We start from the raw sequence: 13498 nt of genomic DNA, 5'->3' as shown, positions 1-13498 counted from the left end.
TATGGTACAAGTGTCAACTGAGCAATCGTTGAATACCTTTGATGTGGATACCGTTCGTAAAGAATTAATGACTGGAGATGAAGCGGAAAAAACAGATGTATCCAGTGAGTTAATGATACAAGCGGCATCTGTTGTTGATAATTTACTTAGCGTGAGCCCTGCAGATTTAAATCAGAAAAATCAAGCAATAGCTGCAGTTGAGCAGGTTGGCGGAAAGCTTCAACGTGAAGCTGCTACGCGTTCTGATATGTTAAAGCAACCCATTCATAGTTTAGCGCAAGCGGGTGAAGATGGCGGGCCTGTTGCTGATTCATTGTTGCAGCTACGTAATACAGTAGAATCACTTGATCCAAATAAGTTTGAATTTTCATCCAGTTTTATTCGTCGACTGTTATGTAAACTGCCTTTTGTGGGGTCTCCTTTAGCGCGCTATTTTGCAATGTATCAAAGCTCGGGACGTGTTATTGATGACATTGTTGAAAGCTTGGAAAAAGGCCGTGAACAACTGAAGCGAGATAATATTACGCTGCAAAAAGATCAGACAGCTATGCATGATCTCACGGTACGTTTGAAAAAAGCTATTTCGTTAGCGCAAGCAATAGCAGATAAGCTGAATGAAAAGCTGGAAACAGAAATCCCAACAGATGATCCAAAACATAACTTTATTAAAGAAGAAATTTTGTTTCCGTTGACTCAGCGTATTATGGACTTGCAACAGCAGCTTGCTGTTAATCAACAAGGTATTCTCACCATTGAAGTGATTATTCGAAATAATAAAGAATTAATTCGTGGTGTTAACCGTGCTGTAAGCGTTACGGTACAGGCATTGCAGGTTGCTGTGACATTAGCGCTTGCATTGGAAAATCAGCGTATAGTGCTTAAGAAGGTTGCAGCTGTTAATGAAACTACCAACAACCTTATAGCAGGTACTGCCGCACGTTTACGTCAGCAGGGAGCTGAAATTCATAAGCAAGCAGCATCCACGCAATTAAATATGGAAACATTGAAAAAAGCATTTGATGATGTGAATGCTGCAATTGAAGACTTATCTACTTTCCGTCAAGAAGCACTTCCAAAAATGGCAAAAACAGTATTGGAGATGGATCAATTAAATGAAAGAGCAGGTAAAGCTATTGCAAAACTCCAAAAAGGTAAAGCTGTTGAGCAAGAATTTGGTCTAGAAATAGTTGATGTCGAAAATGGTCGCTAAAAGATTTTATGAAAAAATTAAGGAGCAAAAATGATTAAATTTTGTAAAAAGGCTATTCTCTTTGGCGCAGCATCGCTATTAAGTACATTAATACAGGCTGCAGATACGTTTAATGTTGCCTGGTCTCACTACACTGGCTGGGAGCCTTGGGCATTTGCAGAAGAAAAAGGTATTTTAAAAAAATGGGCTGATAAATATGACATTGAAATTAAACTGACCCTGGTAAATGACTATATAGAGTCAATCAATCTCTATACCGGAGGTAAGTTTGATGCTTGCTCGATGACAAATATGGATGCCTTAACTATACCTGCCGTAGGTGGAATTGATTCAACAGCTATTATCATTGGCGATTACTCGAATGGTAATGATGGTATTGTGCTTAAAAATGGCAAATCAGTGAAAGATCTCAAAGATCGTAAAGTAACTTTGGTTGAGCTTTCTGTTTCCCACTATCTTTTAGCAAGAGCACTTGACATGAATGGCATGTCAGAGCGGGATGTTAAGGTAGTGAATACTTCAGATTCTGATATAGCTTCACTTTTTATAGCCAATGAAAATGCAGCGACTGTCACTTGGAATCCACCTTTGCAGCAAGTAAGAAATAGTAAAGGTGCAAACCTGGTGTTTGACTCTTCAAAAATCCCAGGTGAAATTTTAGATCTAATGATCGTTAAAACCGGCGCTGATGAGCGATTAAAGAAAGCATTAACGGGTGCCTGGTATGAAACAATGGCGATTATGTCTAAGCGTGATAAAGAAGGGAAAGAAGCTATACAGTTTATGGCGAGTAATTCCGGTGCTACAGAAGCAGAGTTTAATGCGCAGTTAAAGACAACTCGCATGTTTTATACAGCAAAAGAAGCTTCAGAGCTAGCGAACAGTGGTGATGTGAAGAAGACCATGGAGCACGTTAGACAGTTTTCATTTGATAAAGGTTTATTTGGCGCAAATGCTTCTTCTCCAGACTTTGTCGGAATAGAATTTTCTAATGGTGAAGTGTTAGGTAATAAGAAGAATGTTAAGCTTCGCTTTATAGATAAATATATGAAAATGGCTGCTGATAATAAATTGTAATAAAAAAGAGATGTACCGGATAAAACCGGTATATTTCTGATTTCTATATACACGACTAGCTAAAAGCAATATATACTTATGTAATATAAGTGTTGCAATAATAACGCTAAAAAATAACTAAGATATGATGTATATATCCATAACGAAGGGTTTTTATACCCCTAGGGCACAAGGGTGTGGCCGTCAAGTGATGAAGCCTCAGGAGCTTATATTAATAAGTGAACTGGGGTGAAGAACGCTGACAACAAACCCTAAAAATGATTCGTGAAGGGTATACCTTTAAGTAGAGGTACATCACTGAGTGTATAAGTGGAATACGTGGTTATACCAGTAAGTAGGTTTAAACATGTTAAGTCAAGTTGAAATCGTTATGCTCCAGTATGATGCTTACAGGCATATCATCTGTCTTGGCTGTTGTTTAAGGCCCAGTTGAGTTTTCTCACTGGGCTTTTTTATTTGGAGTGCTTATTTGTGAAATAAAAGGTAGCGTTATGGATACGGCCCATAAAATACTGAAACTCGATAAATCAGGAAAACCTGTGCGATGGCTTACAACTGAAGAAGCCGTTATCTTACATGTTAAGCAGCAAATTTTATGGAGCATAGGTGAAAAAACATTTGTAATGAGAGGAGGGATATCTCGCACTGGACAGCGTTCAATCATTTACCTACCAAGTATTATGGCTGTTGATGGTAAAGTGCAGGATAAAAGTAACGCACCTCCTCTCAAAAATATATATCTATTCAGGCGTGATTACTTCATTTGTATGTACTGTGGTAAACAATTTGGCTACAGTGATTTATCAAGAGATCATGTCAAACCAAAATGTTTAGGTGGAAAAGATCATTGGACAAATGTTGTTACTGCTTGTAAGCGGTGTAACATGCGTAAGGGCAATAAAACGCCTGAAGAAGCTGATATGGAATTATTAGCTGTGCCTTTTCAACCTAATATTTATGAGTTTTTATATTTAGCAAATCACCACGTATTAGTGGATCAAATGGAGTTTTTGAGAAATAGATTTAGTAATAGGCCTCATTGGGAAATGTTTGTGCACTGATTAGAAATGTACTTTATTTTTTTTAATTCTATGGCTATTTTACAAATAGCTTTTCTACTTGTCAGTTAAAATGACTTTCTAACCACTAGGCTTTATTCTGGTAATTCAATATCGCTTGGCGTTTGCATAGCCTCTTTTTGCAAGGCTGCATTGAGAAGTTGTTCAACCAGTAATTTGTATTGTATATGGTCAATAATACTGGGAAATACTCCTTTAAATACGGTGTGTTGTAAAGGTGACAAATCAAGTTTAGCAATATAAACTGGGTAGGGTAGAGACATTTCTCGGTGGTTTAAAATTTCTTGTGCGACCTTAATGAATGTCACTTTTCCTAGGTGATATTGATCATACTCTTTATGACCACAGCTTATTTTTAATGAAATCTTTTTTGTATGATCAAGTATGACTTTCACTTGTATATCAAACTCATTGTAAGTATTTTCATAAAAGCCTTTTATGGTGATAGGTGTAATCTTGGGTTGGTCATTATTTAAGCTCTCAATCTCCCAGAACTGTACTTTTTGTATGGGTGTTCCTGGCTTTAGATCAGCATCCCTTTGCTCTAGCCAGTGACTAATAAAGCGTTGTAGTTTATTGAGAAATAAGTGGTGATTAATGTACGGCACATGAAAATAATAAAACTCACCCATTTCATCACTGCAATAAATGAAAGCGCGTTGATTATCTGTCTGGAAAAAAAACTGAAGAACCCCTTTTTGTGTTTTTTGCTGTATATAAGGTTCAATAGCTAAAAAGCCTTTAGGAAGCTTACTTTGTTCTTGTGAACAAAGGGTAAAACGATCAATTTGGGTTGAGCTTAAATTTAAAAAAGCGTGGATCTGCGTTTGATGTTGAGCCGGTTTCACACCGTACTACTCCTGGTTACAAAAGATTGTTGCTATCAATATTTTTCCAACGAGAGGTTGTACTAACAGTATAGTGCTATATTGCATTCAGATAAAATTATGATGACACTTTGATGGTAGCGCTATTGAGCAAGCAACAAGAATACCCTTCAAAGTGAGTATTCTTGTTGCTTTTCTATTATTTAAAGTTAAGGCGCTATTCCATAATGCTAATTGTTAGAGAGGGGAGCTAAACGTTTAGTGAGGCTTTTTTCGGCACGTTGTGTAGCCTCTATTACCTGTGAGGGTGCTGTTCCGCCAAAATGATTACGTGCACTGACAGAACCCTCTAGTGTCAAGACATCGTAAACGTCATTGGTTATCACTGTCGAAAATTGTTGTAGTTCTTCTAGGGATAACTCTGAAAGATCTTGTTGCTTTTTGAGTGCATAAGCGACAGATTGACCGACAATTTCATGTGCATCACGGAAGGCAACACCCTTTTTGACTAAGTAATCGGCTAAATCTGTTGCAGTTGCAAAGCCTTTGCGGGCAGCTTCGTACATAATGTCATTGTTAGCACGTATCGCTGGAATCATATCACCATAGGCTCTCAAACAACCAAGCAGAGTATCCACTGTATCAAAAAGAGGTTCTTTGTCCTCTTGGTTATCTTTGTTATAGGCGAGTGGTTGCGCTTTCATTAATGTTAATAATGCATTGAGGTGCCCATAAACACGGCCTGTTTTACCCCGAATAAGTTCAGGCACATCAGGGTTTTTCTTTTGTGGCATGATTGAAGAACCAGTACAAAAACGATCAGGCAAATCAATAAAATTAAACTGTGCTGATGTCCAGATAATCAGTTCTTCTGACATACGAGATAAATGCATCATGATGATACTGGCGGCAGCCGTAAACTCAATTGCAAAATCACGGTCACTTACTGAGTCTAGTGAGTTGCCAGTGGGTTGATCGAAATTGAGTGCTTGTGCTGTATAATGCCGATCGATTGGATATGTTGTTCCTGCAAGCGCAGCAGCACCTAAAGGACATTGGTTCATCCGACGCTGACAGTCTTCAAGTCGTGAATAGTCACGTTCTAACATTTCATACCATGCCATTAAGTGGTGGCCAAAGGTAACTGGTTGGGCGGTTTGTAAATGGGTAAAACCTGGCATGATGGTATTTGCTTCTTGTGCTGCTAACTCAACAAGTGCTTGCTGAACTCGTGTAATAGCGAACAAAATGTCATTAATTTGGTCCCGCAAGTACAGTCGTATATCTGTAGCAACCTGATCGTTTCTTGAGCGTCCGGTATGAAGTTTTTTTCCTGCAATACCAATTTTATCAGTAAGACGTGCCTCAATATTCATATGAATATCTTCAAGTGCAATTGACCATTCAATTTTACCTGAGGCTATCTCATCTGCTATTTCTTGTAAGCCAGAAATAATTGCGTCACTCTCTGTCTCCGTCAAGATGCCTACTTTCGTTAGCATTTTTGCATGAGCAATCGAGCCATTAATGTCTTGTCGGTAGAGGCGATGATCAAAATGAATAGAGGCCGTAAATGCGGCAACGAAGGCGTCAGTTGCTTCACTGAACCGTCCGCCCCACTGCTGATTAGTTGAAGACTGATGGGTTTGTGTTTTATTTGAGTTACTCATTAAGTTGGCCTTTATATCTGCGTTTGTTCTGATCGCACTCCACCGTAGAGGAATGATAATAACGTATATTTCTAATCTGCCAAAACCTTGGAGCTTTTAAAAGTACGCTTTTTATTTGTGGCTTTGTTAGGTGATCATCAGGTCACTAAGGTATTCTGTCTTTATAGGGTGACAATGATATCACCTTGAAAAATTAGTTATTTTTTAGAGTTATTCTATAACACGATTAAAATATCCATGTAGAAACTCTTTTGAGATGCATTATGTACTCTAAGTGGAATATCTTTCGCTGTTAAACAACAGAGTATCTAAGCTATTAACTGGAATATTCGTTCTAAAGAATACCCATTTATAGCCAACACTCATCCACTAAGTAAGTTATTTTTTTATGGCGCATAAAACTGATTTAGAACAAGCGGGTACATTGAAAGATGACTTTTTTTTGCCAGACTTGTGCACTACAAAAGCTGTATTTTTATTGGTCCTTTTGGCAGAACTCATTGTATTTGTTTGGGTGCTTGCACTTCCACAGGAAGCTACATTTGATTGGAATCGGTTGGCGTTGGCATCTTTTTTTGTTCAGTGGATTGTGTTGGTGAGTGCGGCACTGCTTTGTTGGCTTCGTGCTTGGTTAGCTAGAAAACCATTATGGCTTACACTGGCGTGCTGCTATAGCATTGTGGTTTTCGTTACTGTAACGTTTGCCTTAGCAGCAGAATGGGCATTATATTTACCAAGGGGGTTTCAACCTTTTTGGCAAGGCATTGATTTTACAAAGCTGGGTAAGCATGTACTGCTGGCAGTGATATTAGCCAGTTTATTTTTGCGTTATTTTTACGTTCACCAACAACTATACTATCAACAACAAGCAGAGTTGCAGGCTCGATTACAAGCGCTTCAGTCGCGTATTCATCCACATTTTTTGTTTAATAGTCTCAATAGTATTGCTAGCCTGATAGTAATAAACCCTGATAAAGCTGAACAAGCTGTTGAGGACTTGGCGGGGTTGCTTCGAGCTACACTTGATGATGTAACCTTGGAAGTCACATTACAGCGGGAAGTTGAAATTTGTCAGCAGTATGTTCGAATTGAACAGCACCGGTTTGGGGAGCGTTTAACTGTGAAATGGCATATGAATGGTGTGCCAATGGATTTACCAATTCCTTTGTTAACCATCCAGCCTATTTTAGAGAACGCGATACTGCATGGAATTCAACCAATCCCAGATGGAGGTGTGATAGAGGTCACGTTAGAATATTTAAATGGTCTACTTCTCTTGCGTGTTGTTAACCCGTTAGCTATGTATTATCAACAACAGCCGGGAAAAGGTAATCGTTTAGCGATGGCTAATATTCAAGCCCGTTTACAAGCCCTGTATGGGTATCGAGCCCTGCTGTCTGCTAGCAAGTCCGACAATATGTTTGTGACGGAGTTAAAATATCCATGCCAGCCAGGAGTTGAGGCTGGTCGGGGAGAGTGAGCAGTAATGATCAAAGTGTTGATTGCTGATGATGAGCCTTTAGCCAGGGACCGTTTGCGCCGTATGACAGAGGGCATTGAGGGGTATTGTGTCCTCGAAGATGAAGCGCGAACAGGGGCTGAGGCAATTGCAATTGCTCATCAGCGCAAACCTGATGTTGTTCTGTTAGATATTCGTATGCCAATGATGGATGGGTTGGAAGCTGCTATGGCGTTGTGTCAAATGGACTGCCCTCCAGCCATTATTTTTTGCACTGCATACGATCAGTATGCTTTAGAAGCGTTTCATGTACAGGCTGTGGGCTATTTATTAAAGCCTGTTAAGCAAGATGCCCTTTGCAAAGCACTTCAAAATGCACAACGTACCAACCGCTCCCAATTAGCAGCTTTAAATGAACGACTTTCAGAAAATGAGCTACAAAAAAGAACACATATCAGTGCACGAACTTATAAAGGCATTGAACTCATTCCATTGAATGATGTGCGTTTTTTTCAGGCGGATAATAAATATGTGACCGTAAACCATATCAAAGGTGAGGTACTAATTGATGAAACACTAAAAGAATTAGAAAATGAGTTTTCTGATGTATTTGTTCGAATTCATCGAAATGCTTTAGTTGCTCGTCGTGCAATTGAAAGTATGACGCGTAATGATCAAGGTTCTTATGAAATTCATTTACGTGATGTTATGAAGCCGTTACAGGTTAGCCGTCGGCATGTTGCAGAAATGCGTCGATTGCTAAAGTCTTTATAACACTTCCTTAATATTTGTTTGTGTTTATTGAACAGCTCAGAATTACCTGGGCTGTTTGTTATGGCTCAAATTGTTACACTAACGGTGTGAATAGCTCTTAACCGGAAGTGTTGACGTGAAAACCATTCGAATTGCCACCCGTAAAAGCGCACTTGCCCTTTGGCAAGCAAATCATGTTAAACAACAACTTGAAAATGTTTATCCAGAAGTAAACGTTGAGCTTGTCGCAATGATGAGTCAAGGGGATAAACTGCTTGATGCGCCTTTAGCCAAAATAGGGGGTAAAGGGTTATTTGTTAAAGAGTTAGAAAAAGCACTACTTTCTGGAGAAGCGGATATTGCAGTTCACTCCATGAAAGATGTTCCAATGGAGTTTCCTGAAGGACTGTGCTTGCCGGTCATTGGTCAGCGAGAAGATCCCCGTGATGCGTTTGTCAGTCACTGTGCGAGCAGCTTAAACGAGTTGCCACAAGGGGCTGTTGTAGGAACATCCAGCCTGCGCCGACAATGTCAGCTTTTAATGCACCGGCCCGATTTAAAAGTTAATTTTTTGCGTGGTAATGTGAATACGCGTTTGGGTAAGCTGGACGCTGGCGAATATGACGCAATTATCCTTGCAGCCGCAGGATTGAAAAGGTTGGAGCTGGAAGCGCGCATAACGGATTATTTATCTCCAAATAATATGATTCCTGCTGCAGGTCAAGGTGCTTTAGGCATTGAGTGTCGTGAAGCTGATACCGAACTGAAAAATGCACTAAGTGTCTTACATGATTCTGAGACGGCCGCATGTGTTACTGCAGAACGTGCTGTCGTGACATTTTTGAAAGGTGGCTGTCAGGTTCCAATTGGTGCTTACGCAACCCTACACCATGACAAGCTTAGTTTGACAGCGATTGTTGCAGAGCCTGATGCTAGTAAAGTGCATATGAGTGAGATTGAAGGCGATATCAGCCAAGCTAAACTGCTAGGTGAAACTGTCGCAAAAGATTTAATAAAGCAAGGAGCGGGTGATATTTTGCAGAAATTATTGGAGAATTGGACTAATCCACTGGATAAAAAATAAGCCTTCAATCTGGAAGATAGCACATAACTGATAAAATTATGACTACGCCAGTATTTTTAGTGACTCGTCCCGAACCTCAAGCCAGTCAACTGGTCCATAGCATGGAGTTGGCTGGACTTTGTGCGCTTGCTTTACCCATGATTGCTATTCAGCCATTACCAGAGTCTGCTCAGCTACGAGCAACTTGGCAGAATTTAGCTCAGTTCGATAAAGTAATTGTAACCAGTACTGCTGCAGCACAAATTGGTTTGTATCAAGCTGAGCAGTATTGGCCACAGTGGCCTGTTGGTTTAGCGTGGTTTGCCATTGGTCAAGCAACGGCAGCTGTTATGCGACAGTTGTCAATTGATAGTGCTTTATCAGACCAAGGCGTTGATAGCGAAGCATTGTTAGCTTTGCCTGTATTACAAGACGTACAACAGCAACGAGTTCTGCTTATTAAGGGAAAAGGAGGACGTTCACTGATTCAACAAACGCTTGAGTCGAGAGGGGCTGATGTGACAACGTGTTGTGTGTATGAGCGTGTTGAGCCCTTATATCATGTTCAAGATGTTGAACGACTCATTAAAGACCAAGGCGTCACAACCATAATTGCCACAAGTGGAGAAATCGCCAGTAACTTATTAGAGTATATTGACGGGACGATGGCTGCCAATTTGCAACTCATTGTACCAAGTGAGCGTGTGGCATTACTCCAGCAAAAACAGCAATGGGCTGATATTTTTGTGGCAGAGGGGGCAAGTGACCAAGCTATTTTGAAATGCATACAACGACATATTCTTTAAATCCAAATTTGACCTTTTTGGAATGTGTATTTCTCTCTAGCTGCCCAGTTCAGCCAGTAATAGTATGTAAGAGTCATGCGAATAAAAAAAGCAAGCGTATAGTTTGCGATAGGCTTGGTCAGCCTTTCACAGCGAGTGTAGTTTTCCTGAGTTAAAATATGTCCACATCGAGTTGTGAAAGATTAATGTACAATTGAATCTGTTGAACCTGTTCAGCAGTTTTTTTGAATGTAAAGTTTGGTAATTTGCTCATGACAACGAAGAAAGATGGAAATAACACGCCGAATGAGGCATCGAGTTCAGGTGCAAAAGGAAAGCATGATGCCAATGAACAGGCGGATACAGTAGACCCAAAAAAGGTCGATCAGCCACAGCAAGGGGAGCAAACTACAAGTCAACAGACGCCCCAGTCAACTGTATCTACTAATCAGCAAACATCTGCACAAAGTACGCCTCCTGAGCAGCCAGTCACAGCAGGGCAATTGCCTAAAAAACGTAATTTAGTCAGTTTTATTGCACTTACAACCAGTGTCATCACATTGGGTTTGGTGGGTGCGATAGCTTACATTGATTATGATGTGGGTTATTACCTTAAGCATGAAGGGACAAAGTTCAACCCTGAGTTAGCGGCATCAACAGCGGTTGATCAATTAGATAAGAAAGTGGGTGGAGATATACAGCAAATTAAAAATGTGAGCCGTCAATCGCAACAACAATTACAACAACTGGTGAACAAGCAACAGCAACAAACGCAATCGGTGCGTAATCAGGCAAATGATTTATCAGAAAGTTTGAGCAACCTGCGCCAACAGTTTAATCAAATGCAAGGCACAAGTCGTGATGATTGGCAGTTAGCTGAAGTGGAGTATATGTTACGACTAGCGAATCAGAGGCTTCTGACTGAAAAAGATGCTAACGGTGTAGAAGCTATTCTGGCGAGTGCAGATAAGATATTAGCGGGTTTGGATAATTACTCACTTTATCCTGTTCGTGAAGCGCTTGCCAAGGATTTAGTGGCGGTTCGTGCGATTCCCAGTATTGATCTTGAAGGACTCTATTTACAGTTGTCAGCATTAGAAGGGGCCATTACTAGGTTACCGCTGATACCACCCGCAGGTTATGAGCCAGAAGCACCGGCTCAAGTTGCAGCTATCAATGAAGAAAGTGGAGAGAAAGGCATATTAGAACACGCCAAAAGCCGTATTGAAGGCTTATGGAATGGATTTACACAGTATTTTCGTTTTTCCACAGACCGCGATAAGCCAGTAGAGTTACTTTTAACCCCTAACGAAGAGCTTTATTTACGCCATAATTTACGGTTAATGCTGGAACAGGCACAGCTTGCTTTGTTACAGGGACAGCAGGAAATCTATTTGAATAGTTTAAGTAAAGCTGAGCTGTGGATAAAAACTTACTTCTCACTTTCAAATCGTGATGCAGAGTCTATGTTGGGGCAGTTAGATGAACTGCAAGACGTTAAGCTTACACAAAAAATGCCTGATATTTCTGGTTCTTTGAAGGCTATAAAAGCTTATATTGATAATTTACACCGTTACCATGAAGGTAAATTACCTAAAAACAAATCAGATAGTGACACTTCTGCTGAGGCCAGCAATAGCAACGCCTTAATGTCTGAAGTACAACGGACACTAAATTAAGGGCGGGGTAAAATGAAAATATTCTTTTATTTTTTATTGTTATTACTGTCTATAGCTGCAGTTATTACTGGTATGAACCAGGATCAAGGCTATGTTCGCATAGCTTGGGATGGAATGGTCTTTGAAAGTACTGTCTGGATGTTCTTTGTCTTTATTGGCATTACCTTTCTTGGTTACAAAGTGCTGCGTTGGCTTATAGCGCTGCTATTAAACACAACGGGCTGGGTTGTGCCAATCACTTCATCAAGCCGTCAACAACGTGCCAAGCGACAGTCAGTCAGAGGATTAAACTGTCTTATAAATGGGCAGTGGGATAATGCTCAACGATTGCTATCAAAGTCTGCAGAACAAGGTGAAGCCCCTTTAATTAATTATCTGGCTGCAGCGCGAGCAGCATTTGAAGCGGGTGATAGTGACAGTGTCAGTGAATATTTAAGAAAGGCAGATAAAAGTGTATCTGGTGCTAAAGTCGGGGTAGGAATAGCCCAAGCACAACTCCAGTTATCAGCAGGACAATTTGAGCAAGCTTTGGCAACTTTACAAGAGTTGCGCCGTAAAGTCCCCAGGCATCAATATGTATTGAAACTCTTGAAACAGGTATGTATTCGTCTCAATGACTGGGATCAACTTGCAGAACTGTTACCCATATTAGAACGCCGAAAAGTGATTTCAGATGATGAGCTGAAAGACTTACAGCAACGAACTTGGAAAGCATTGCTTGAGCGAGCATGTCAGCGCAATAAAGCTGAGGATAAGGAGGAAGATAGAGCATCTGCCATTCAAGCAGTTTGGGATAGTTTTCCACGCCAAGCAAAGCATGAAGTGTCTGTTGTTGAAGTCTATGTACGTTGTTTATTAAAACTGAATGCTCATGTTGTTGCTGAAAAAGTGGTGCGTGAGACACTTAACCGTAAGTATGATGATCGACTCATTAAGCTTTATGGGTTAACAGCTGGAAAAGATGTGAAAAAACAGTTGGCTTTGTGCGATCAGTTATTGGCAAGTTATTCTGATAACCCAGAAATAATGTTAGCACTGGGTCGCTTATGTTTACGTAGTGAAATGTGGGGAAAAGCAAGAAATTACTTTGAGTCAACATTAAAAATACGTAAGACACCTGAAGTGTATAATGAATTAGGACGCTTGTTAGCACATTTGGGGGATCATCAGCAAAGTACTGAGTACTTTAGAGAAGGATTAGCCTTAGTAGCGCGTTCAGATGTCACTAAGTATCCTATCCCTATTGCTAAGCAGCCGGCTGCTTAATGGGTAGTTAATTTTTAAGCGCTGCAATAAAAAAGAGCGGTTCTCCGCTCTTTTTTGCTTTAGAAGTAATGATAATTCTAACGCCAGCTTTTGTCCCAAGGTGCAAGGGCAACTGCAATCTGGTCCACTGACATAATAGTCAATATACGTAGGTTATAATTATCATTGTACATATCTACCATATAGTTCTTTTGTACGCGTCTTTTCTCGGTGGCAATTCGGTTTGTGCCTTTCCATATATCATACTGTACATCTAGCCGTTCACCTGATGTTGGTTGCCACTCGTAACTAATGAAGACAATAGTTTTATAGTTTGCTGGGTAATCATATACAACATGGCTTAAGGAAAATTGTACTTTGGACTCGTTGTTTGAAACGATATAAGTTTCAATGGTTTCACCACTAGGGACGACTAAACGCGGTGTTTTAGCTAATGCCATGCCTTGGGGTAGTAAAATATGCCGTAATGACATATCGAGTGGTAAATAAGATGTACAGTTTACCAGTGTTAAAATGGGCGACGCTTTTACCATTGTGTCAGCACAGGTTGCGCAAGTTTTAGAAGTATAATCAATATCCGTATTCATCAGTATGCTCTTTTTTTGCCAAGGTATTTTGGAGGAGAGAATA

General features: G+C 40.1%; 12 protein-coding genes. 9 read left to right on the top strand and 3 right to left on the bottom strand.

Going from position 1 to position 13498, the window contains the following annotated elements:
• Position 1: 1 nt before the first annotated feature.
• The 3 genes from KCG35_RS00260 to KCG35_RS00250 all read left to right on the top strand — a co-directional run bounded on the left by KCG35_RS00260 (position 2) and on the right by KCG35_RS00250 (position 3348).
• Positions 2-1210, top strand: coding sequence for a toxic anion resistance protein (locus tag KCG35_RS00260; RefSeq protein ID WP_215817651.1), 1209 nt, complete (start codon positions 2-4; stop codon positions 1208-1210).
• A gap of 30 nt (positions 1211-1240) precedes the next feature.
• Positions 1241-2287, top strand: coding sequence for a putative urea ABC transporter substrate-binding protein (locus KCG35_RS00255; RefSeq protein WP_215817650.1), 1047 nt, complete (start codon positions 1241-1243; stop codon positions 2285-2287).
• Between the two features lie 491 nt (positions 2288-2778).
• Positions 2779-3348 (top strand): HNH endonuclease, encoded by a 570-nt coding sequence (locus tag KCG35_RS00250; RefSeq protein WP_215817649.1) that lies wholly within the window; start codon positions 2779-2781, stop codon positions 3346-3348.
• A 92-nt stretch (positions 3349-3440) separates the two neighbouring features.
• Here KCG35_RS00250 and KCG35_RS00245 read toward each other — a convergent pair whose 3' ends face one another.
• Both KCG35_RS00245 and argH read right to left on the bottom strand, forming a co-directional pair.
• Positions 3441-4214, bottom strand: coding sequence for a hypothetical protein (locus tag KCG35_RS00245; RefSeq protein ID WP_215817648.1), 774 nt, complete (start codon positions 4212-4214; stop codon positions 3441-3443).
• A gap of 209 nt (positions 4215-4423) precedes the next feature.
• On the bottom strand, positions 4424-5863 hold the full coding sequence (gene argH, locus KCG35_RS00240) for an argininosuccinate lyase (protein ID WP_215817647.1): 1440 nt from the start codon (positions 5861-5863) through the stop codon (positions 4424-4426).
• A 388-nt stretch (positions 5864-6251) separates the two neighbouring features.
• On the opposite strand from argH, the gene KCG35_RS00235 reads away from it, so the two are divergent.
• The 6 genes from KCG35_RS00235 to KCG35_RS00210 all read left to right on the top strand — a co-directional run bounded on the left by KCG35_RS00235 (position 6252) and on the right by KCG35_RS00210 (position 12868).
• Complete coding sequence (locus KCG35_RS00235) at positions 6252-7343, top strand: sensor histidine kinase (RefSeq protein WP_215817646.1); 1092 nt, start codon at positions 6252-6254, stop codon at positions 7341-7343.
• Positions 7344-7349: 6 nt separating this feature from the next.
• Complete coding sequence (locus KCG35_RS00230; RefSeq protein ID WP_230408915.1) at positions 7350-8096, top strand: LytR/AlgR family response regulator transcription factor; 747 nt, start codon at positions 7350-7352, stop codon at positions 8094-8096.
• A gap of 115 nt (positions 8097-8211) precedes the next feature.
• Entirely contained in the window at positions 8212-9159 is a 948-nt protein-coding gene (hemC, locus tag KCG35_RS00225; protein ID WP_215817645.1) for a hydroxymethylbilane synthase, read from the top strand.
• Positions 9160-9197: 38 nt separating this feature from the next.
• Positions 9198-9944 carry a uroporphyrinogen-III synthase gene (locus KCG35_RS00220; RefSeq protein WP_215817644.1) on the top strand — a complete coding sequence of 249 codons (747 nt, stop codon included), beginning with the start codon at positions 9198-9200 and terminating at the stop codon, positions 9942-9944.
• Between the two features lie 251 nt (positions 9945-10195).
• Positions 10196-11602 (top strand): uroporphyrinogen-III C-methyltransferase, encoded by a 1407-nt coding sequence (locus KCG35_RS00215; protein WP_215817643.1) that lies wholly within the window; start codon positions 10196-10198, stop codon positions 11600-11602.
• Between the two features lie 12 nt (positions 11603-11614).
• Entirely contained in the window at positions 11615-12868 is a 1254-nt protein-coding gene (locus KCG35_RS00210) for a heme biosynthesis HemY N-terminal domain-containing protein (RefSeq protein WP_215817642.1), read from the top strand.
• Positions 12869-12945: 77 nt separating this feature from the next.
• On the opposite strand, the gene KCG35_RS00205 is transcribed toward KCG35_RS00210, so the two are convergent.
• Positions 12946-13455 (bottom strand): hypothetical protein, encoded by a 510-nt coding sequence (locus tag KCG35_RS00205; RefSeq protein WP_215817641.1) that lies wholly within the window; start codon positions 13453-13455, stop codon positions 12946-12948.
• Positions 13456-13498: the final 43 nt, after the last annotated feature.

This window comes from Zooshikella harenae (assembly GCF_018837975.1).
Taxonomy (GTDB): domain Bacteria; phylum Pseudomonadota; class Gammaproteobacteria; order Pseudomonadales; family Zooshikellaceae; genus Zooshikella; species Zooshikella harenae.
The sequence above is the reverse complement of the archived record's forward strand: the minus strand, read 5'-3'. Positions and strand labels throughout refer to the sequence as shown.

Coding starts and splice junctions, on each gene's coding strand:
- KCG35_RS00260 (WP_215817651.1), top strand. CDS start 2: ATGGTACAAGTGTCAACTGAGCAATCGTTGAATACCTTTGATGTGGAT.
- KCG35_RS00255 (WP_215817650.1), top strand. CDS start 1,241: ATGATTAAATTTTGTAAAAAGGCTATTCTCTTTGGCGCAGCATCGCTA.
- KCG35_RS00250 (WP_215817649.1), top strand. CDS start 2,779: ATGGATACGGCCCATAAAATACTGAAACTCGATAAATCAGGAAAACCT.
- argH (WP_215817647.1), bottom strand. CDS start 5,863: ATGAGTAACTCAAATAAAACACAAACCCATCAGTCTTCAACTAATCAG.
- KCG35_RS00235 (WP_215817646.1), top strand. CDS start 6,252: ATGGCGCATAAAACTGATTTAGAACAAGCGGGTACATTGAAAGATGAC.
- KCG35_RS00230 (WP_230408915.1), top strand. CDS start 7,350: ATGATCAAAGTGTTGATTGCTGATGATGAGCCTTTAGCCAGGGACCGT.
- KCG35_RS00220 (WP_215817644.1), top strand. CDS start 9,198: ATGACTACGCCAGTATTTTTAGTGACTCGTCCCGAACCTCAAGCCAGT.
- KCG35_RS00215 (WP_215817643.1), top strand. CDS start 10,196: ATGACAACGAAGAAAGATGGAAATAACACGCCGAATGAGGCATCGAGT.
- KCG35_RS00210 (WP_215817642.1), top strand. CDS start 11,615: ATGAAAATATTCTTTTATTTTTTATTGTTATTACTGTCTATAGCTGCA.
- KCG35_RS00205 (WP_215817641.1), bottom strand. CDS start 13,455: ATGAATACGGATATTGATTATACTTCTAAAACTTGCGCAACCTGTGCT.